The organism is Corallococcus sp. AB011P (assembly GCF_003611605.1).
GTDB classification, from domain to species: Bacteria; Myxococcota; Myxococcia; order Myxococcales; family Myxococcaceae; genus Corallococcus; species Corallococcus coralloides.
The window spans coordinates 268,020-286,314 of the sequence record NZ_RAVX01000002.1 but is presented as its reverse complement, the minus strand read 5'-3'; the positions used below and the strand labels follow the sequence as shown (position 1 = coordinate 286,314).

The 18,295-nt window shown below is 72.6% G+C and carries 14 protein-coding genes; 4 read left to right on the top strand and 10 right to left on the bottom strand.

Annotated elements, in window-relative coordinates:
• Positions 1-208 precede the first annotated feature (208 nt).
• From D7X30_RS06435 to D7X30_RS06425, 3 genes are all read right to left on the bottom strand, one after another.
• Positions 209-577 (bottom strand): hypothetical protein, encoded by a 369-nt coding sequence (locus D7X30_RS06435; protein ID WP_147443129.1) that lies wholly within the window; start codon positions 575-577, stop codon positions 209-211.
• Between the two features lie 24 nt (positions 578-601).
• Positions 602-1,981: a hypothetical protein gene (locus D7X30_RS06430; protein WP_120561966.1), complete on the bottom strand. Its 1,380-nt coding sequence runs from the start codon at positions 1,979-1,981 to the stop codon at positions 602-604.
• A 92-nt stretch (positions 1,982-2,073) separates the two neighbouring features.
• Positions 2,074-2,466, bottom strand: coding sequence for a hypothetical protein (locus D7X30_RS06425; protein ID WP_233591424.1), 393 nt, complete (start codon positions 2,464-2,466; stop codon positions 2,074-2,076).
• 452 nt (positions 2,467-2,918) lie between these two features.
• Here D7X30_RS06425 and D7X30_RS06420 point away from each other — a divergent pair, with 452 nt between their 5' ends.
• The 3 genes from D7X30_RS06420 (at position 2,919) to D7X30_RS06410 (ending at position 6,242) form a co-directional block, all read left to right on the top strand.
• The gene (locus D7X30_RS06420; protein ID WP_120561965.1) at positions 2,919-3,914 is read left to right on the top strand and encodes a class I SAM-dependent methyltransferase; all 996 of its coding nucleotides are present in this window, start codon (positions 2,919-2,921) and stop codon (positions 3,912-3,914) included.
• 94 nt (positions 3,915-4,008) lie between these two features.
• Positions 4,009-4,812 carry a hypothetical protein gene (locus D7X30_RS06415; protein WP_120561964.1) on the top strand — a complete coding sequence of 268 codons (804 nt, stop codon included), beginning with the start codon at positions 4,009-4,011 and terminating at the stop codon, positions 4,810-4,812.
• A 44-nt stretch (positions 4,813-4,856) separates the two neighbouring features.
• Positions 4,857-6,242 carry a wax ester/triacylglycerol synthase family O-acyltransferase gene (locus D7X30_RS06410; protein WP_120562575.1) on the top strand — a complete coding sequence of 462 codons (1,386 nt, stop codon included), beginning with the start codon at positions 4,857-4,859 and terminating at the stop codon, positions 6,240-6,242.
• Positions 6,243-6,258: 16 nt separating this feature from the next.
• On the opposite strand, the gene D7X30_RS06405 is transcribed toward D7X30_RS06410, so the two are convergent.
• The 7 genes from D7X30_RS06405 to D7X30_RS06375 form a co-directional block, all read right to left on the bottom strand.
• The gene (locus D7X30_RS06405; RefSeq protein WP_120561963.1) at positions 6,259-7,599 is read right to left on the bottom strand and encodes an FAD-binding oxidoreductase; all 1,341 of its coding nucleotides are present in this window, start codon (positions 7,597-7,599) and stop codon (positions 6,259-6,261) included.
• A gap of 181 nt (positions 7,600-7,780) precedes the next feature.
• Positions 7,781-9,172 carry a sigma-54 dependent transcriptional regulator gene (locus tag D7X30_RS06400; protein WP_120561962.1) on the bottom strand — a complete coding sequence of 464 codons (1,392 nt, stop codon included), beginning with the start codon at positions 9,170-9,172 and terminating at the stop codon, positions 7,781-7,783.
• Positions 9,169-10,701 carry an ATP-binding protein gene (locus D7X30_RS06395; protein WP_120561961.1) on the bottom strand — a complete coding sequence of 511 codons (1,533 nt, stop codon included), beginning with the start codon at positions 10,699-10,701 and terminating at the stop codon, positions 9,169-9,171. Before D7X30_RS06395 ends, D7X30_RS06400 begins: the two co-directional genes overlap by 4 nt.
• Before the next feature lie 16 nt (positions 10,702-10,717).
• On the bottom strand, positions 10,718-13,882 hold the full coding sequence (locus tag D7X30_RS06390; RefSeq protein ID WP_120561960.1) for a FrgA protein: 3,165 nt from the start codon (positions 13,880-13,882) through the stop codon (positions 10,718-10,720).
• Positions 13,883-13,932: 50 nt separating this feature from the next.
• Entirely contained in the window at positions 13,933-15,882 is a 1,950-nt protein-coding gene (locus D7X30_RS42660) for an RDD family protein (RefSeq protein WP_233591423.1), read from the bottom strand.
• Positions 15,883-16,049: 167 nt separating this feature from the next.
• Entirely contained in the window at positions 16,050-16,316 is a 267-nt protein-coding gene (locus D7X30_RS06380; protein ID WP_120561959.1) for a GlsB/YeaQ/YmgE family stress response membrane protein, read from the bottom strand.
• A 109-nt stretch (positions 16,317-16,425) separates the two neighbouring features.
• Entirely contained in the window at positions 16,426-17,160 is a 735-nt protein-coding gene (locus D7X30_RS06375) for a 16S rRNA (uracil(1498)-N(3))-methyltransferase (protein ID WP_120562573.1), read from the bottom strand.
• Positions 17,161-17,281: 121 nt separating this feature from the next.
• Between D7X30_RS06375 and D7X30_RS06370 the strand changes: the two genes are divergently transcribed.
• Positions 17,282-18,277, top strand: coding sequence for an asparaginase (locus tag D7X30_RS06370; RefSeq protein WP_158619213.1), 996 nt, complete (start codon positions 17,282-17,284; stop codon positions 18,275-18,277).
• Positions 18,278-18,295 lie beyond the last annotated feature (18 nt).

Below are 18,295 nucleotides of genomic sequence, written 5' to 3'. Positions count from 1 at the left end.
GCGCTACTGGTGCAAGGTGGAGGGCATGGCGCGCCCCATGGGGCCGCTCATGGACGGCGCGATGTGCGGCACCACGGGCGAGAGCCGCAAGCTGTTGGGCATGCAGGTGGAGCTGGTGCGCAAGTAGAGTCCGGATTGCTTCGGAGACACGATGGCCCGCCCTGGGGATTGCCCGGAGCGGGCCGTTTCGCGTCAGGAGCTTCGATGCTTACGCGCTGTGGCCATTCAGCTTGAAGATGACCTCGCTCTTGCGGTTCTTCTCGACGGACACCCGCTTCAGCCACACGACTCGCGAGCCACAGCGTTCCTGGAGCAGCTGTCGCAAGCCATCGGGATCCGCGATGCCACTCACGAACAGCAGAGTGCTGAACTCCCTGTGTTCTTCCGCCGCCCAGCTCTTCGTGAAGTAGAGGTAGTTTGGACGGATGGCGACCTCGCCTCCCTGATAGCTCGCCCTGTAATAGTCTCCTCCCAGGTAGTCGCTGTAGTGCGCGTTGAAAGGAATCCCGAGCACGGGACCCAGCGTGCGCAGCGCGGCTTCGACATCCGGTTCCCAGACTCCGTACTCGTCAAACACCTTGGCCGTCATTCCAGGCCCCGTTCAGTTCTTCTCCGGCAGCGACCAGTTCATCTGGAACCGGTGCGAGCCATTGGGCGCACTGTCCAGCCAGCCGGTGATGCTGTCGCTCTTCGCGAGCAGAGGACCCAGCTCCGTGCTCGCGCCGAAGAACGCGGCCAGGCGCTCGTCGCCCATCACGTCCATCAGCGACACCTGGGAGAGGCCTCGCGCCACCTTCTTCGGATCCAACGTGAACTCCACCGCGCGCTTAAGCGGCCCGCCCTTCTCCGGCAGCGCCGCGAGCATCGTCTGGGTCACCGTGGAGTCATTGCCGAACACCAGTTGCTTGCCCTTGAGGCGCACGTAGATGCTGCCGCCCTTGGCCTCCATCGCGTAGCCGTCCTCCAGCGTCTTGGCGCCCGGGAACTTCGCCAGCGGAGCCAGCGCCGCCTTCACCGCCGCCGCGTCCGTCACCTCCGCCGCCAGCGCCTGCTTCGCCGCGAAGAAGCGCACCTCCGGCTTGCGCAACGAACCGCGCACCGCCACCGAGTCCACGCCGAACAACACCTGCCCCGTCAGCTGCTTCGCCAGCGCGTCCGTCACCGCCTTCACGTCCGCCGCCGGGCACGTGGGACACACCGTCCGCACCGCGTCCGCCACGGACTCCACCGCCTGCGCCACGCCCGTCGGTGCCACCTGCGCCCTGGCGAAGAGCAGGCCCGCGGGGGACATGGCGCCGTAGGGGCTCGTGCCCTTGGCCTGGAAGGGCGGCAGCGGCAGCTTCGTCGCCGTGCCCTCCACCTTCAGCCCCGTCGCCGTGCCATCCAACGCCAACACGCCGTCCTTCGTGGACACGAACAGCGCGCCCGGCACCGTGGCCATCCGCGCGTCCGCGGCCGGCGCCTTGAGCGCCACCAGCTTCGCGGCCTCCTTGCGGAGCGCGTCGTCCGAATCCGTGCTCAGGAAGGCGCAGGCCTCCTGGCCCTTGATGACGTAGCCGCCGAAGCCGCCCGTGGCGCTCGGCGCGCGCAGCGTCGTCACGCCCTTCACCGTGCCCGCCTTCACGTCGCCGCTGCGCGCGAGCACGTTCGCCGTCGCTTCCTGGAACACCTTCGCGTCCTTCACCCGCGTGCACGCGATGCGGCCGTCCTGCCGCATGGACACCGTCAGCGGCCCCGTCACGTCGATGCCCTGCGCCTCCATCACCTCCGGCTTCCCGAGGTCGAGCCGCAGGATGGGGTGCAACTCGCCGCGCCACGCCTCCGGGTTCAGCAGCTGCGAGTACGCCCCGGCCCGCGTCAGGAACGCGTTCAAACCCTGGAGCTGATCCAACTGCGGGACGTGGAGGACCGTCACCGTGGAGGCGGCGACGCGAGGCGCGGGTGCGGCCGCCAGCGTGGCGGCAAGTGCGAGGGCGAGCATGCCCCCACCTGAGAGCGCCCCACCGCCCCTGTCAAGGCACTCCCACCCGGGACGCCCACCACCAACGTCCGCGCGGTGCCCCGCTTGCTGCCCTACGCCGGCAGACGCCCCGTGTTGGCCCAGTCAATCATCCGCTCCGCCAGCTCCTCCGCGTTGCGGCGCAGGTAGGCCAGCTGCAACACCTCGTCGTCCGTGCACGCCAGCGCCATGCGCACCCGCACGCTGTCCGCGAACCGCAACACCTGCCCGATGCTCAGCGACGCCCGGTCCTCCAGCGCCCCCGCGAACTCCGCCACCTCCGCCTCCGCCGCGCAGCCCTCCGCCAGCAGCGCCGCCACCCACGCGGACCGCGCCACCCGGTGCTCGCGCGCCCTCGCGTCCTGCAATTGAAGCCGCCACGGCTGCGCCTCCCAGTGCGCCGCGCCCTGGACGTCCTCCACCCGCTCCCGCCCGCCCTGCGTCCGCGATTCCATCGCTCGCATCATCCGTGCCCCCTCTTCCAACAAGACCTGGGTCCATCCACGGGCGTGACCGGCAGCCTTCCTCTCGTCCACGAGCAGGGCTCGCGAATGAGCGACTTTCCGGAATAGACGCCTTCCACCTGTTTTCTTGCCCGCCCGGAGGGATGCTTCGACTGTCATGCGCGGACGCTCCCGGCAGGTGGGAAGGCCCCTCGCCGACGGCTGCTCCACACCGCCGGCGAGGGGTCACCGGGGTTCCCGGTGCATTCCTGCCTTGAGGGATTGTCACGAGCCGGTGCGAGTGGATTCAGCCCCCGGTGCGGGGGCGGGTGTTCACGCGGGGACAGTGAGCGGCACTCGGGACGGATTGGGGGAAAGCCGGGATTTACCGCATCCTCCGGAGTCCGGTTCCGGGGGACGGGGTGGTCGGCCGCGTCTTTGTCGGGACCGTCACGGCCTTCCGGGGGGAAGCCACCATGTCGAATCTGCTCGACCTGCCGCGTCAGGCATTGATGGACCTGCGCTCGCGTCTCAGGCACCTGCCGCTCGTGTCCCATCTCCACCGCCGGCACGCGCCCAACAGCCTGTCCCTGTCCAGTCCAGCGCCGCAGGACTCGGTGCTGGCGGATCCGCAACGCGTGGAGATGTGGCGCCGCGCGGTGGAGCGCTACGTGCGCCCCAACCAGGTGGTGGTGGACGTGAAGGCCGGCACCGGCCTGCGCACCTTCCTCGCCGCGCACCAGAACCCGCGCAAGCTGTACGCGGTGGATGATTCGCGTCTGTTGGACACCACGCAGTGGGTGGCCCGCCGCAACGGCCTGGACCGCATCGACTTCGTGCGCGAACCCACCTGGCACTTCCAGCCGCAGGAGAAGGCGGACGTGCTGCTGCATGAGCTGCTGGGAGATGCGCTGCTCGACGCGGGGCTCGTGCCCCGGATGTTGGATTTGCGCTCGCGCCTGCTCAAGCCCGGCGGCCGCATCCTCCCCAACCGCTTCGAGGTCTACGTGGAGCCCGTGCAGCTCCGCGAGGAGGCGTGCGTCCCGTTCATCTGGACGCAGCATCTGCCCCACGTGGACTTCCGCTGCCTCCAGTCGCTGCGCGAGGCGATGAGCCCGTCGTACTTCACGCGGCTGGTGCGCTCGTATGAGGTGGACCACCTGCTGTGTGAACCGGAGCCCGCGTTCGGGTTCGACCTGGAGACGATGCGCGCGGAGGGGCTGCCCTCGCGCGTGCGCATCCAGCGGCCGGTGGAGGAGGACGGGCGGGTGGACGGCTTCTGCCTGTTCTACAAGGTCGCCTTCGACGCGGAGCTGGCCTACGACGTGTCGCCCATGCGCGAGCGCAACACCACGGCGATGACGCTCCTGCGCGTGGAGCCGCGCGAGTTCAGCCGCTACGACACGCTGGAGTTCGAGCTGGAGCTGCCCAATCCGTCCGACCCGCGCACCTGGCGGTGGCAGTTCACCTGACGGCAGTGCCGGAGCCCGGAGTGATGCCCGGTGGACAGCCATCCTGTCGCCGGGTGTCGCCGGAGGTGGTCGCACTGCCTAGCTTGCAGTGCGCATGCGACCGCTCCGACTCCTCGTCCTGCTTCTCGTTTCCGCCGCCCCGCTGCCCGCGGCGGCCCAGGCTCCACGCACCGTGGCGGGCGTGTGTGGCCGCACCAACTGGGTCTGTGTGTCGGAGTGCATCGACGCGGAGTGCGTAGACAAGTGCATGCGCGAGGGGTGCGAGGACGCGCTCAAGCGGCTGAAGGCCTGCACCAGCAAGGCGGCCTGCGCGCCGGATGACACGGCGTGCGCGGCGAAGTCGTGTGGCCTCACCTGCGAGAAGTCCTTCGAGCCCGCGCCCAAGAGCCCGGAGAAGCTGGTGACGAACCCGTGCGAGGGCGACAAGGCCCCGAAGGGCACGGCCGTCCCCAAGGAGCTGGTGGGCACGTGGGTGCTGTCCGCGGCGAGCATCCCGGACACGGACCAGGGACAGGCGGAGCGCATCGACGTGCAGCCCCGGTCCGACTACGCGCGGGCGCTGCAGGTCACACCGAGCGGCTGCTTCGTGCTGCGGACGAAGCTGGATGACGCGACGCTCGGGCGCGGCAGCACGCTGGACGTGCGCGCGTGGGGCCGGCTGGAGGTGAAGGACAAGAAGCACCTGGCGCTGCGCACGCAGGACGGTCAGGCGGTGGGCCCGGTGTGCGGCAAGCAGCGCGTGGTGCCCCTGTCCCAGGGGAAGTTCAAGGGCGGGGAGTTCACGTACGCCATCGAGGAGAAGGACTCGCTCGTCCTCACGGTGCCGGGCGCCACCCGGCAGACGTTCCAGTTCGAACGGGAGAAGCAGGAAGCGCCGGAGCCGCAACCCAAGCCTTGAGGACGACCTTGCCCCCACCGGGGCGCACGGGTGAGAAGGACGCCATGGCAGGTCGCGAGCGGATGGCGAGCATGGACACGGCGTGGCTCCAGATGGAGGAGCCCGCGAACCTGATGATGATCACCGCGGTGCTGTGGTTCGACGGCGCCGTGGACCTGGAGCGCCTGCGCGCGGTGGTGCGCGAGCGGCTGGTGGAGCGCTACCCGCGCTTCCGGCAGCGGGTGGTGCCCGGGCCGCTGGGCGCGCCGCACTGGGAGGACGCGCCGGACTTCAACGTGGACGAGCACCTGTCCACGCTGCGCGTGCCGGAGTCGGCGGGGCGCGCGGGGCTGGAGGCGCTCGTCGGGGACTGGCTGGGCGTGCCGCTGGAGCGCTCGCGTCCGCTGTGGCACTTCCACCTGATTCGAGGCGCGCCGGGCGGGGACGTGCTGCTCGCGCGGCTGCACCACTGCATCGCGGATGGCATCGCGCTCGCGCGGGTGCTGCTGTCCCTCACGGATCCGGTGGACGCCGCCGCCGTGCCGGAAGTCCGGGATGAAGATTCCGAGGTGGTGACGCCCTCCGAGGTGGAGCGGCCACCTCAAGCTCCGGGCTGGATGCGGTTCGCCCGGGGCGCCCGCTCCGCGCTGCGCAAGGGCGCGGAGCTGGTGCGCGAGCCCATCCTCGCGGGCGACCTCGTTCGCGAGGGCGCGAAGGGGGCGGCGGCAGTGGGCAGGGTGCTGGTGCTGCCTAGGGATCCACGCTCTCCCTTGCGCGGACCGCTGGGCCCCCGGAAGCTCGCCGCGTGGTCGGAGCCCATTCCGCTGGAGAAGGTGAAGGCCGTGGGCCGCACCCTGGGCGGCACGGTGAACGACGTGCTGCTCACGGCGCTGACGGGCGCGCTGCGGCGCTACCTGGCCACGCGGGACGCTCCGCTGGAGGACATGCACGCGCTGGTGCCGGTGAACCTGCGGCCCCTGGATGTTCCGGTGCCTCGCGAGCTGGGCAACCGCTTCGGCGTGGTGTTCCTGCGGCTCCCCGTGCACCAGGCGGAGCCGCGCCGCCGCTTGCGCGAAGTGGCGAAGCGGATGGAGCACCTCAAGCGCTCACCGGAGGCCGTGGTGACGTCTGGCATGTTGGAACTTCTGGGCCGCACGCCCGCGGCGCTGGAGCGCGCCCTCGTGGAGATGCTGGTGGGCACCAAGGCGTCGCTCGTCGCCACCAACGTGCCCGGGCCGCGCCAGCCGGTGTCGCTCGCGGGCAGCCGGCTCGCGGGACTCACGTTCTGGGTCCCCCAGGCCGGCCACGTGGGCCTGGGGGTCAGCCTCTTCAGCTATTCGGGACAGGTGACCGTGGGCGTGGCCTCGGATGCGTCACGCGTGCCCGACCCGGGGGCCGTCGTCGCCGCGTTCCAGGAGGAGCTGGACGCGCTGGCGACGCTGGCTCCCTGAAGGCTCTCGTCGACCGCTACTTCGCGGCGAAGAGCTTGTGCGGGTCGTACTTGCCGCGCACTTCCTTGAGCTTCGCGCGGATGGCGTCCGGCCAGGCGCTGTCGAAGTGCTCCGCGTCGCGGACCTTGCCCATGAAGTTGATGGTCATCTCCGGCGACAGCCACGGCTTCAGCTCCGCGCGCAGGCCCTCCGTGGCGCCGGGCAGCACCGTCTCGAACAGCGGCGGGTGCATGCCCACCAGGCCGACGAGGAAGTTGCCGTTGCGTCCGCCCACCGCGGAGCCGCCCGCCACGTCCTTCTGGCAGGCGCCGCCCAGGTGCCGCAGCTCCAGCATGAAGTACGGCGTCTGCGCGCCCGGGCCCACGTGGCGCAGCACCGTGGTCGCGAAGTCCTGGTCCACGTGGGTCAGCATCATGCCGGTGGTCCACACGGGGCTGGGCTGATCCGGATCATTGTGGATGCGCGCCATCTGGGTCGCGGGCAGCTCGCCCAGCATGTCCAGGTAGAGGGGCGCCAGCGCGCGCAGGGGCGCCGCCAGCTTCGTGCCCTCCTCGACGGAGCCCGGGTAGGCGAAGCGCAGGTTGATGACCGTGCGGCCGCGCAGCGGGGGCGGGATGAAGTCGAACGGCGGGAAGCGCATGACGGCGATGCTCGTGGACACACGCGCGTCCGCCTCCGACGTCCACTTCACCCAGCCGCGCAGCACGGCCTCGATGTGCTGCTCCTCGAAGAAGAGGCTGCCCGCGTAGAGCGAGCGCAGCTCCACCAGCTTGACCTTCACCTCCGTCACGATGCCGAAGCCGTTCTTGCCGCCGCGCAGGCCCCAGAACAGGTCCGGGTGCTGTTCCGCGCTCGCCTCCACCGTCTCCCCGTCACAGGTGACGAGCGTGTAGCCCACCACGTAGTCGGAGCTGACGCCGTGGCTGCGCACCAGCGGCCCGATGCCGCCGCCCAGCAGGTAGCCCACCACGCCCACGTTCGTGGACGAGCCGGCGATGGGCGCCAGTCCGTGCTTCGCCGCCTCCGCGACGACCGGCTCCCAGCGTGCGCCCGCGCCAACGGTGGCGATGCGCGTCGCCGGGTCGATGCTCACGTGGTTCATCGCCTTCGTGGAGAGGAGCACGCCGGAGGTGATGGGCAGGTCCGTCCCGTGCCCCGTGGCCTGCACGGAGACGGGCAGGTTGTTCTCCCGGGCGAAGCGGATGGCCTCCGCCACGTCCTGCGTGGACTTCACCGCCACCACGTACTGCGGCGAATGGGTGACCACGACGTTGAAGCCGGCGCACTCCGGGGCATAGCCCGCGTCGTTGGGAGTGTAGACGGGACCGCTCACGCGGGCGGCGAGGGACTGGGTCATGGGGCGTTGCTCCTTCGTGTCAGCCAGCCCCTGCGGGCCGGGAGGGGGACTCGGGTGCGCTGCGGTGCCGCGTCCAGGGAGTACGAGCACGAAGCAGCATAAACCCGGAAGTCAGGTCAGTACACGGAAGCATTCGGCGACAACACGTACCGGGTGACGGCCTCCCGGCCTCCCGGCACCCCTACAACAGGCCGTGCTCCTCCAGCTTGTTGTAGAGCGTGCGCCGGCTCACCCCGAGCAGCCGCGCCGCCAGCGTGCGGTTGTCACCCGAGCGCTTCAGCGCATCCGCCAGGGCTTCCTTCTCCACGTCCTTGCGCCGTGATTCCAGCGTGACGGAGTCGGACGGCGACGGAGGCAGCGGCGCGGCGACGGGCGGCGGCGGGAGTCCCGGCTGGCGGGTGAGCTCGCGCGCCACGTCCTCGCCGGTGAGCGCGGGCCCGTCGGAGAGCACCACCAGCCGCTCCAGGAAGTTCTGCAGCTGGCGCACGTTGCCGGGCCATGGCTGGGCCTGGAGCGCCCGCAGGCCGTCCTCGCTCAGGGTGAACGGAGGCCGGCCGTTGGTCTTCGCGTGCACGTCCAGGAAGTGGCGGGCGAGGGACACGATGTCCTCCGGCCGCTCGCGCAGCGTGGGCAGCCAGAGAGGCACCACGTTGAGCCGGTAGAAGAGGTCCTCGCGGAAGGTGCCCCGGCGCACGCCGTCCTCCAGCGACTGGTGCGTGGCCGCGATGAAGCGCACGTCGATCTTCACCGTCTGCGTTCCGCCCAGCCGTTCGAACTCGCGCTCCTGGAGCACGCGAAGGAGCTTCACCTGCACGGCGGGGGACACGTCGCCAATCTCGTCGAGGAACAGCGTGCCGCCGTGCGCCAGCTCCACGCGGCCGGGCTTGCGCGTGGCCGCGCCGGTGAAGGCGCCCTTCTCGTAGCCGAACAGCTCGCTCTCCAGCAGCGTGTCCGGGAGCGCCGCGCAGTGCAGCTTCACGAACGGCCCCGCGCGCCGGGGACTGTTCTCGTGCAGGGCTCGCGCGGCCAGCTCCTTGCCCGTGCCGGACTCGCCCCTCAGCAGCACCGTGGCGGTGCCCTGGGCGGCCTTCACCAGCAGGGCCTTCACGTCCCTCATCGCGCGGCTCTGGCCCATGAGCAGGCTGTCCAGTCCGTCCGGCGCCTTGCCGGTGCCGCGCGTGGGCTCCGGGTCCTGGCTCGCGTGGAGCAGGGCCTTCTTCAGCGAAAAAAGGAGCTCCTCGCGGTCGAAGGGCTTGAGCACGAAGTCCGCCGCGCCCGCTTTCATCGCCTCCACCGCGAGCGGCACCGTGCCGTGCGCGGTCATCAGCAGCACGGGCACGTCCGGCCAGCCGCGCCCCACCTCCGCGAGCAGCTCCATGCCGCTCATGCCCGGCATGCGCACGTCGCTCAGCACCACGTCGATGGGGCGGCGCGCGAGCAGGGACAGGGCGTCCTTCGCGTTCGACGCCGGATGCGGGGTGAGGCCCGCCTGGGTGAGCAGCGCGCCCAGCACCTTGAGCAGCGCGGGATCATCATCGACCACCAGGACGTGGCCCTTCAGTGCGTCACTCACGCGGCTTCTCCCTCGGATGCCGGGGCCTGGGAAACGGGGGCCGCCGGCAGGCGCAGGCGGAGGATGGTGCCATGGCCCTCGCCGCTCGTCAGGGACGCGGTGCCGCCGTGCGCCTCCGCCACGCGCCGCACGAAGGCCAGCCCCAGGCCGCTGCCCGTCGCCTTGGTGGTGAAGAAGTCGTCGAAGGCCCGCTCACGCGTGCGCGCGTCCATGCCGCTGCCGGTGTCCTGCACCTCCACCACCACCGCGCCGCCGTCCCGCAGCGTGCGCACGGTGAGGGTGCCGTCCTCGGGCATGGCCTCGAACGCGTTGCGCACCAGGTTCTCCAGCGCGTTGGCGAGCAGGTCCTCGTCTCCCGCGCACTCGGGCAGGTCGGGCGCGAGCTCCTTCTTGAGCTCCACCGAGCCCGGTGTCGCGAAGGCCTGGAGCGACAGCACGCCCTCCACCAGCCGGTTCAGGTCCAGCGGCCGGCGCAGCGGTTCGACTCGCGCGAGGCGCTGGTACGTGCCGGCTACGCGGTCCAGGCGCTCCACCTGCTCCAGCAGCAGGTCCAGGAAGTCCCCGTGCGCGTCCCAGGAGTGGCCGCGCGCATGCTCCTCTTTCAGGTACTGCGCGGCGCCCTTGAGCGCGGCGATGGGGTTCTTCAGGTCGTGCGCCATCTGCGCGGAGAAGCGGCCCAGCGTGGCCAGTTGCTCCAGGCGCTCGCGCTGGGTGACGAAGGCGGTGACGCCCCGCCGCGCCGCCGCGAGCAGCGCGAAGGTGATGGCGGTGGTGCCCACGACGAGCGCTCCGGATTCGGCGGCGAAGGCGCGGAAGAGCGCGAGGTAGGCGAACACTCCTACCAGCACGAGCACCCCGGCGTGCACCGCCGCGCTCGTGGCGCGCGCGTCCTTGCCGAAGAGCTGGAAGCGCAGGGACGCGGTGGCCATCACCGGCAGGCCCAGCAGCGTGCCCACGTTGCCCAGCTTTGGCACGGGCAGGGCCATGTCCGCCGCCAGGTCCGTGAGCAGCAGCGCGACGAGCAGCGTCAGCCCCAGCAGCATCAAGCCCGCTCGCGCGCGTTCGTCCGGGGAGACCGCGTGGCGCAGGTGGCGCGTGAGCAGCACGAAGCCCGTGGTGAGGATGGGGATGACGCCCACGGCGACCGCGAGCCCGAAGCGGAAGGTGTAGATGCGCTCTTCCAGCGCGGGCACGCCCATGGCGATGAGCATCGTCAGCGCGAGCGCGCCCATCACCGCGTAGGTGCCGTACAGGACCCGCGCGGAGCGGCGGCGGCGGCCCACGAACGCGAGGATGAAGTGCACCGCGCACGGCAGCGTCATCAGCGCCGCGGCGAAGCCCATCAGCCGCCAGCCGGTGTCCCCCGAACGCGCCAGCCCGAAGGCGGAGAAGTTCCAGGTGGACAGCGCGATGGAGAGCAGCGACAGCGGCAGCGCGAGGGGGCTTCGTCCCACGCGGGCGAGCGCGATGCCGGCGAGCGCGAGCTGCCCCGCGCACGCCAGCAGGCTGACCCACATGGCGCCCGTCATCGCGCGCCTCCGAGGCTCAGAGCATGCCCAGCCGGCGGGCGTTGGCGGGGTCGACCGCCGCTGACTCCCAGCGCCGCACCGCGGCCTCGCGCTCCGCGTCGGGCGCGTCCGCGTAGTAGCCCAGCGTGTCGTGCAGGGCGCGGCTCAGCTCCTCGATGGCCGCGAGCCGCACGTCCAGCTCGCGGTGTCGCAGCGCGGCCACCAGCCAGTCCGCGCGGCGGCGGCTGCGGTTCTCCGCCCACCACGCCGACCACTGGCGCGGCTGGAGACCCAGTGTGGCGCGGGTGACTTCGCGCAGGGCCTCCGCGGCGGCCTGCGCGCACATGGCGTCGTCGCTGCCGGTGAGGTTGATGAGGCCTTCGATGGCGTCGCGGTCGTGCAGCGTGCCCAGCGCACGGGCCGCCAGCGAGCGGCGCAGGGCGTCCCGGCTGGCCAGCTCCTGGCGCAGGTCGCGCAGGGACGCGTCCAGGCGCGGCAGGTGCTTGAGCGCGGCGGCGGCGACTCGCGCGGCGCTGGAGATGTCCGGCTCCATGTCGAACAGGCCGCGCAGCACGCCGTCCACCAGCTCCGCGTAGGGCAGGTTGCCCGCGGTGAGCAGCGCCAGGTAGCGCGTGTCCGCGTCGTTCGAGTCCAACAGCGGCGCCAGCGCGACGGCCGCGGGACGGCCCAGGCGCGACAGGGCGGCGGGGATGGGGCCCAGCTCGTCCGCTTCCGGCAGCTCCACGACGGGCAGGCGGCTCCAGGCGGTGGGGCCGGGGAAGTGCTGCGCGAGCACCCGGGCGCTGGCTTCCGGCGAGCGCGCCAGCTCCGCGATGGCGCTGGAGCGCTGGGACGCGTCCGGGCCGGTGAGCCGGCGCAGGAGCGGCGTGAAGTCCGGCGGCGGGCGCTCCTCCGGGGACAGCACGCGCGGGGGCAGGGAGGCGGCACGGCCCAGGTTGGCCACGCCTCCCCGGCCGAAGACGGGGTTCCACCCGAGCCCCGCGACCACGGCGGGCGCGGGAGCGGGCTGGACCGGGGCCGGGAAGCCGGGCACGTCCACGTCGATGGTGATGTCCTCTTCCGGCGCGCGCAGCTCGGAGACGCGCTGCTTGCGGAAGAGGATGAGCTCCTGGAAGGCGGCCGGCAGGTCCTGGCAGAACAGGATGTAGTCGCTGAGCCGGCGTTGGCTCATCGGCTTCTGGCCGCAGTCGCCGTAGAGGATGGCCACGAGGCGGCCCTTCACCTCCACCGGGTACAGGAAGACGGTGCGCGGGGCCTGGCGGCCGAAGAGCTCCAGGTAGTGCCGCGTGAGCGCGTCCGGCGGCAGCGGGCCCGCGTAGCTGCCGCGCGTGACGGCGACGGTGCGGAAGACGCTGCTCGCGTCCAGGGGGATGGAGACCAGGGAGAGGGCGTTCGCGTCCAGGCCCTCACCGCGCGAGTCCCAGCCACCTGCGGCGCCGCGCACCACGGCGAAGGCGGCCACGTAGTCGAACGTGCGGCGGCCGAAGCGCAGCGCCACGTCCAGCAGGCGGTTCAGGTCGCGCGTCGACTCCCGCAGCGCGGAGCGGGCCTGGGGCAGCGTCCACTCCGGCACGGCGGCATCCGGCGCGTTGGAGGCACCCGGGACGGGGGCGGGCTCCGGCGCGCGAGGACGGTTCGCGCCCTGCGTGGACGCGGGGTTGCTGAAGATGATGAACGACGGCTCTCCCCGAGGCGGCGCCGGGGGAACCGGCGGCTGGGTCGGCGTGGTGGCCTGGGCCGCGCGGGCCTGCTGCTCGGGCGCGGGAGGCCACACCGCGGGACGGGCGCCCGGGGGCTGGGCGGGGGCGCCGGGGCGGTTCGCGGACGGAGGCGCGGTGGGGGCAGTGCCCTGTGAGGTCTGGACGGTGGTGCCCGGTCGAGCGGGGCCCTGTGCCGGCTGCGCGGCCGGGGGCGTGCCCTGGGGGCCCTGTCCGGGGGCGCCCGGTCGAGCACCCTGGCCCGTGGTCGCGGGACCCTGGCCGCCAAAGCCCTGTGTCGCGGGCCCCGGTCCTCCGAAGCCCTGCGTCGCGGGACCCTGAGTGCCCGCGCCCTGCGCGGTGGTGCCCGGGCCTCCGAAGCCCTGCGTCGCGGAGATGCCCTGCGCGGTGCCCGGGCCTCCGAAGCCCTGCGTCGCGGGCCCGTGCTGCGCGGGGGGGGCGGGACGGCCCGCGGCCTGCGGCGGCGTGGCGTACGCACCGGGCGCGGCGGGTCGACCGCCCTGGGCGGAGCCCTGCGTCGCGGGCGCGGACGTGCCGGCCGGACCCACGGGCAACAGCACGGGCACGGACTGGGGCGGCGGTAGAGGACGCTCTCCCGGTGGGTAGAGCGTCGGCGGCGCGGCATTTCCCGACGCGCCCCGGTTCGGGGCCTGCGCGGGAGGCGCGGCGCGCGCGGGCGTGCCCGGCATGTTCAGCCGCAGGGGCTCGCGCGTGTACGCGGGAGGCGGGATGTCAGTGGGTGCCGGCGGTGGCGTGGGGCGCTGGACCGCGCGGGCCGTCGTCACCGGTCCCGCGGAGGTGTTCAGGCGCAGCGGCTCGCGCACGTACGCCGGGGGCGGGATGTCCGCGGGCTCGGGCTCACGCGAGGTGGCGGCGGGACGGGCTTCCGCGGGCACGGGCTCCTGGGCCACGTTGCGCGCCAGCTGCTCCACCATGTCCACCGTCATCGACTCGTCGTCCGGCGGCGGTGGCGGAGGAGGCGTGAGCGCTCCGGCCTGCTGGGCGACGGCCTCGGCCAACTGCACGAAGCGGGGCGGCATCGGCTGGCGGTAGATGATGGAGATCCACTCGCGCACCCTCAGCTCGATGGCGACCCACAGCTCCAGCGGCTTGCCCAGGAGGAAGCCGACTTCGTCCAGCTCCTTCTTGGGCACCGGGTAGGCGCACGCCACGTGCAGCGTGTTGCCGTCCAGGGACAGGGGGACGACGCTCAGGCGCTCGGCGATTTTCGGGGGGATGAAGCTGGCGACCTCGAGGTTGGGCTCGAAGTCCACCAGGTTCACGGGCCGGAAGCCGGAGACCTCGCCCATCATCGCGAGGACGTCCGCTTCGGAGAGGCCGCGCTCCAGGAGCGCGGTGTCCAGGTGGCCACCCTGGGCCTGATGCTGACGCAACAAGTCCCCGGCCTGCTCCTGGGACAGGAGGGCGCGCGAGACGAGGTGCTGGGCAAGACGCGAAGGCATGAAGGCCGCGGCATCTTACGGCCGCGGCCGCAAGGCACAATGAGCCGGTTTCAGCTCGGTTGGACGACGAAGGTGGACGTCAGCTTGTCATGGAGCGTCTGCCCGCGGCGGTCGAACAGCGCCATCCAGAAGCCGCCCAGGAAGAGAACAAAGGAAAGCCCGGCGAGCAGCGCCCGGAAGATGGCCCGGCCCGGGGTGGGCGCCATGCCATGGGTGTCCACCAACCGCAGGCCCAGGAGCAACCGTCCCAGGGTGCGTCCATTCCAGAGGAAGGCGGCGACCGCGCAGTACACGGTGGCGAGCACCAGCACCAGGACCACGCCCGGCAGCAGCACGGAGTGCAGCGCGCGCAGCCAGGCGACGAACGCGTCCAGCCCGGTCAGCCCCGGCTGCGGGCCCTTCACGCCCGCGACCGACGAGGCCAGGGTGATGTAGGCCGCCGCCACGGCGCTGATGGCCGCGGTGTCCACGGTGAAGGACAGCAGCCGGCGCCACAGCGAGGCGGGCCGCGCGTGGACCTCGCCCGTGGCTGGGACCGCCGAGGGCGCTGGGGCCCTCGACTTCGCGGGGGCGGCGGGGGCAGGGGCGGGCGAGGCTTCCATGCGGGACACTCCCGGAGCGGTCGCCGGGGACGTCGCGAAGGCCGGCGTCTCCAGCGGAGGCAGGATGGCCGGGTCCTCCATGACGGGAAGGCCCGGAGCGGCGTCCCGGCGAGACGGACCGGAGGCCTGCGCGGGAGCATCCATCAAGGGCAGGCCGGAAGACGCCTGCGATGCATCCCAGTGCTCGGCGGCCGACGGTCCGGAGGCGGGCTCCCGGCGGGGAAGACCGGAGGCCTGGGCCTGCGAGGCAGAGTCCATGTGCGGCAAGCCGGAAGCCTGGGCCTGCGCGGGCGCGTCCATGCGGGGCAGGCCAGGAGAACCCTGTGCGTTGCCACGCGGCTGACCCGACGCGGCCTGGGCCTGCGCGTCCATGCGAGGCAGGCCGGGCGACCCCTGGACGGGGTTTCCACGCGGCTGGCCCGAGGCCGCCTGTGGGCGCGGAATGTGCGGCTCCGTGCCGTAGGCCGGCGTGGGCGCGGAGCCAGGACGGGGCTCCGCGGGCTGCGCGGCGCGAGGCACGGAGACGCCAGGATTCTGGAAGCCCGGCTCCGACAGGGCCGCGGTGGGCGCGGCGCGCGGAGGCACGGCGGCCACCGGCGCTACGCCCGGAGGCGGCGCGGCGGGACGCGGAGGCTGCACGGCGCCAGCAGGCGCGTTCCCAGCGGGAGGCGTGGCGCGAGGAGGCATGGGCGCCGCCGCCCGAGGCGCCTGCTGCGCGGGAGCCCGTGCCGCCTGACCCTCCGCGTGCGGCGCGGAGGCGCGATCGGCCTGGGGCGCGGCAGGACGGGCCGCGCGAACCGGCGCATCCGCGAGGGACGCATCCGCCTGGGGCTGAGCCGCGCGTGCCGGAGCCGCCGCGCGAATCGTCGCATCCGCCTGGGACGCATCCGCGCGAGCCGGAGCCGCCGCACCCGCCTGGGGCGAAGCAGGGCGCGCCGTCGGAGCCGCCGCACCCGCCTGGGGCGAAGCAGGGCGCGCCGTCGGAGCCGCAGCGCGAATCGTCGCATCCGCTTGGGACGCGGGGGCCGGCGCGGGGCGAGCCGCGGGAGCAGGATTGGGCGCGCGCACGGTGGGCGCGGCGGGCGGCATGGGCGCCATTCCCGGACGAACCGACGGCGTCATGCCCGGCGGGGTGACAGGGCCGCGAGGCGGCTCCATCGCGAAGGCCGGTGTGCCGCGCAGCGTCTCCGGCTCCATCGGTTCGCTGTTCAGGGTGATGGGGTCGCCACCCATGTCCTGGGCCATGCGGTCCCCGGCCTTGCGGCGATCAATGTGGATGTCGCGGTCGAGCAGGCTCGGGAGGGGGGCCACCGCGGGTGGGCGCGCGGCATTGGCGGCGCAAGCGGGGCAATCTCCGACCGGCGGCAGCGAGGCGCCGCACTTCAGGCACTTGGACAACGGATCCTCCCGGTGACGCGGACAACCGTCGCCATGAAAGGCCGCATTCAGGCCTGTAGCAAGAAAAGGACAAGCCCCCGCCGGTCCCTCGCCCGAGGAACCGTCAGGGGCTCGTTCGCGCCATCACAACCGGCCCTGTGGGGACGGTGCGTGTGGGGCGCCTCACGCTAGGCGTGGACGCGGCGCCGTCCCGCTGCTCCCACCAGGAGAAGCACGATGATGGATCCCACGACCGACATGATGATGCCGGAGGCATGCAGGTCGAACAGCCGGCCGTTGCGCTCGAAGAGTGAACCGATGAGACCGCCCACCAGCGAACCCACCATGCCCAACAGGGTCGTGGCCACCAGCCCCATGCTCTGCTTGCCCGGCAGGATGGCCCGGGCGATGAGGCCCGCGATGAGGCCGATGATGATGAATGCGATGATCCCCATGAGAGTCTCTCCCGTGTGAGGGACCCGCCAGGTCCCGACTGGCAGAAACGTAGGAATCACCACACGAATCCGTGACCTGGGATGCAGGGAGGGACTGTCTGCCCGACTGCTAACCGAGCGACCCGTCCAGGTGCTGCATCACCGCGAGCGCCGCGAGCGCCGCCGTCTCCGTGCGCAGGATGCGCGAGCCCAGCGTCACCGGCCGCGCGCCCAGCCCTCGCAAGCCGTCCACCTCCTCGCGCGCGAGCCCACCCTCGGGGCCAATCACCAGCGCCACCGGCGTCCCCGGCGCCACGCTCCGGAACGCCTCGCCCAGCGGCACCGCGGACTCCTCTTCATCCAGCACCAGCAGCAGCGTGCCCGGAGTCAGGGCGCGCGCCGCGTCCAGGAGCGGCCGGGGCGGATGCACCACCGGCACGTCGTCGCGCCGGCACTGGCGCGCGGCCTCTTCGACGATCTTCGCCCACCGCTGGGTGCGCTCCTCGGCGCGCTTGGGCTCCAGCTTCACCACGCTGCGCGCCGTGGCCACTGGATGGAACGCGGTGGCGCCCAACTCCGTGCCCTTCTGCAGCACCAGCTCCAGCTTGTCCCCCTTGGGCAGTCCCTGGAGCACGCTCATCTCGCGCGCGGGTGGCGTCACCCGCACGGCCCCCAGCACCAGCCGCACGGACTCCGCGTCCAATCCGGTGACGCGCGCCTCGAAGGCGCGGCCCTTGCCGTCGAACACCTCCAGCGCGTCGCCGTCCTCCAACCGCAGCACGTGGACGAGGTAGTGGCGGCGCTCGCCCGTGAGCGTCACGTCGGCGGGGGCGGGGTCGGGCAGGGGAACGAAGAGGCGGACCACGGCGGCTTCCTTGAAGGGGAGGGCGCCCACAGGATAGCCCTCCATGCGTCCAGGGGTTCCCTTTCCGCGACCCGCGAGCGCCCGGCCGAGTCCCGTTCCTGCTATGGCGCGCCCCACGCCCATGGCCACCCTCGTCATCGAGTCCACCCGCTCCGGCTTCGTCGAGTCCCTCCACACCGTGTCCGTCGCGGTGGTGAGCGCGGAGGGCACGCGCGTCGCGTTCGCGGGCGACCCGGAGCGCGTGACCTTCTGGCGCTCGGCGGCGAAGCCCTTCCAGTCCCTGCCCATGGTCCAGGACGGCGCCGCGGACCGCTACGGCTTCGGCCCGCGCGAGCTGGCGCTCTCCTGCGCGTCCCACTCCAGCGAGCCCGTGCACCGCGCCCTCGCCATGCAGATGCTGAGCGCCTCAGGCTGCGAGGAGCGCCACCTCGCGTGCGGCCCGCACCCGCCGCTGTCGCCCTCTGTCGCGGAGGAGGCGCTCAAGGCGGGCGTGGTGCTCACGCCCCGGTGGAACAACTGCTCCGGCAAGCACGCGGGGATGCTCGCGCTGGCGCGGCACCACGGCTGGGACGTCCACGGCTACGCCAGCGACGGCCACCCGGTGCAGGAGCGCATCCAGGACGAAATCGCGAAGTGGACGGGGCTGCCGCGTGACGCGCTGGTGAAGGCCGTGGATGGCTGCCTCGCCGTCTGCTTCGGCCTGCCGCTCAGCGCCATGGCCACCGCGTGGGCCCGCTTTGGCATCTCGGAGGCGCCCGCCGCGCGCCGCCTGCGTGAGGCCATGCTCGCGCACCCGGAGCTGGTCGCGGGCAGGGGCCGCGCGTGCACGGACCTGATGACGGCCTTCGGGGGCGAAACGGTGGTGAAGATTGGCGCGGAGGGCGTCTACTGCGCCGCGCTGCCCCGGGCCCGCCTGGGCGTGGCCGTCAAGGTGGAGGACGGCGACGCCCGCTGCGCCGCACCCGCGCTCCTCTCCGTCCTGCGCCTCGTCTCAGAACAGCAGGGCCTGGCCCTGCCCATGACGGGCCTGGAACACCACGCGGAGCCGCGCATCCTCAACACCCGGAACGAAGCCGTGGGCTCCCTGCGCGCCGCCGGAACACTCGCGTTCGTCTGAGGCCGCCCGCTGTAGCGC

What these genes read in the sequence shown, in the direction of transcription:
- D7X30_RS06430 (WP_120561966.1), bottom strand. Translation starts at nt 1,981, where the DNA reads ATGCTCGCCCTCGCACTTGCCGCCACGCTGGCGGCCGCACCCGCGCCT.
- D7X30_RS06425 (WP_233591424.1), bottom strand. Translation starts at nt 2,466, where the DNA reads ATGATGCGAGCGATGGAATCGCGGACGCAGGGCGGGCGGGAGCGGGTG.
- D7X30_RS06420 (WP_120561965.1), top strand. Translation starts at nt 2,919, where the DNA reads ATGTCGAATCTGCTCGACCTGCCGCGTCAGGCATTGATGGACCTGCGC.
- D7X30_RS06415 (WP_120561964.1), top strand. Translation starts at nt 4,009, where the DNA reads ATGCGACCGCTCCGACTCCTCGTCCTGCTTCTCGTTTCCGCCGCCCCG.
- D7X30_RS06410 (WP_120562575.1), top strand. Translation starts at nt 4,857, where the DNA reads ATGGCAGGTCGCGAGCGGATGGCGAGCATGGACACGGCGTGGCTCCAG.
- D7X30_RS06405 (WP_120561963.1), bottom strand. Translation starts at nt 7,599, where the DNA reads ATGACCCAGTCCCTCGCCGCCCGCGTGAGCGGTCCCGTCTACACTCCC.
- D7X30_RS06395 (WP_120561961.1), bottom strand. Translation starts at nt 10,701, where the DNA reads ATGACGGGCGCCATGTGGGTCAGCCTGCTGGCGTGCGCGGGGCAGCTC.
- D7X30_RS06390 (WP_120561960.1), bottom strand. Translation starts at nt 13,882, where the DNA reads ATGCCTTCGCGTCTTGCCCAGCACCTCGTCTCGCGCGCCCTCCTGTCC.
- D7X30_RS06380 (WP_120561959.1), bottom strand. Translation starts at nt 16,316, where the DNA reads ATGGGGATCATCGCATTCATCATCATCGGCCTCATCGCGGGCCTCATC.
- D7X30_RS06370 (WP_158619213.1), top strand. Translation starts at nt 17,282, where the DNA reads ATGGCCACCCTCGTCATCGAGTCCACCCGCTCCGGCTTCGTCGAGTCC.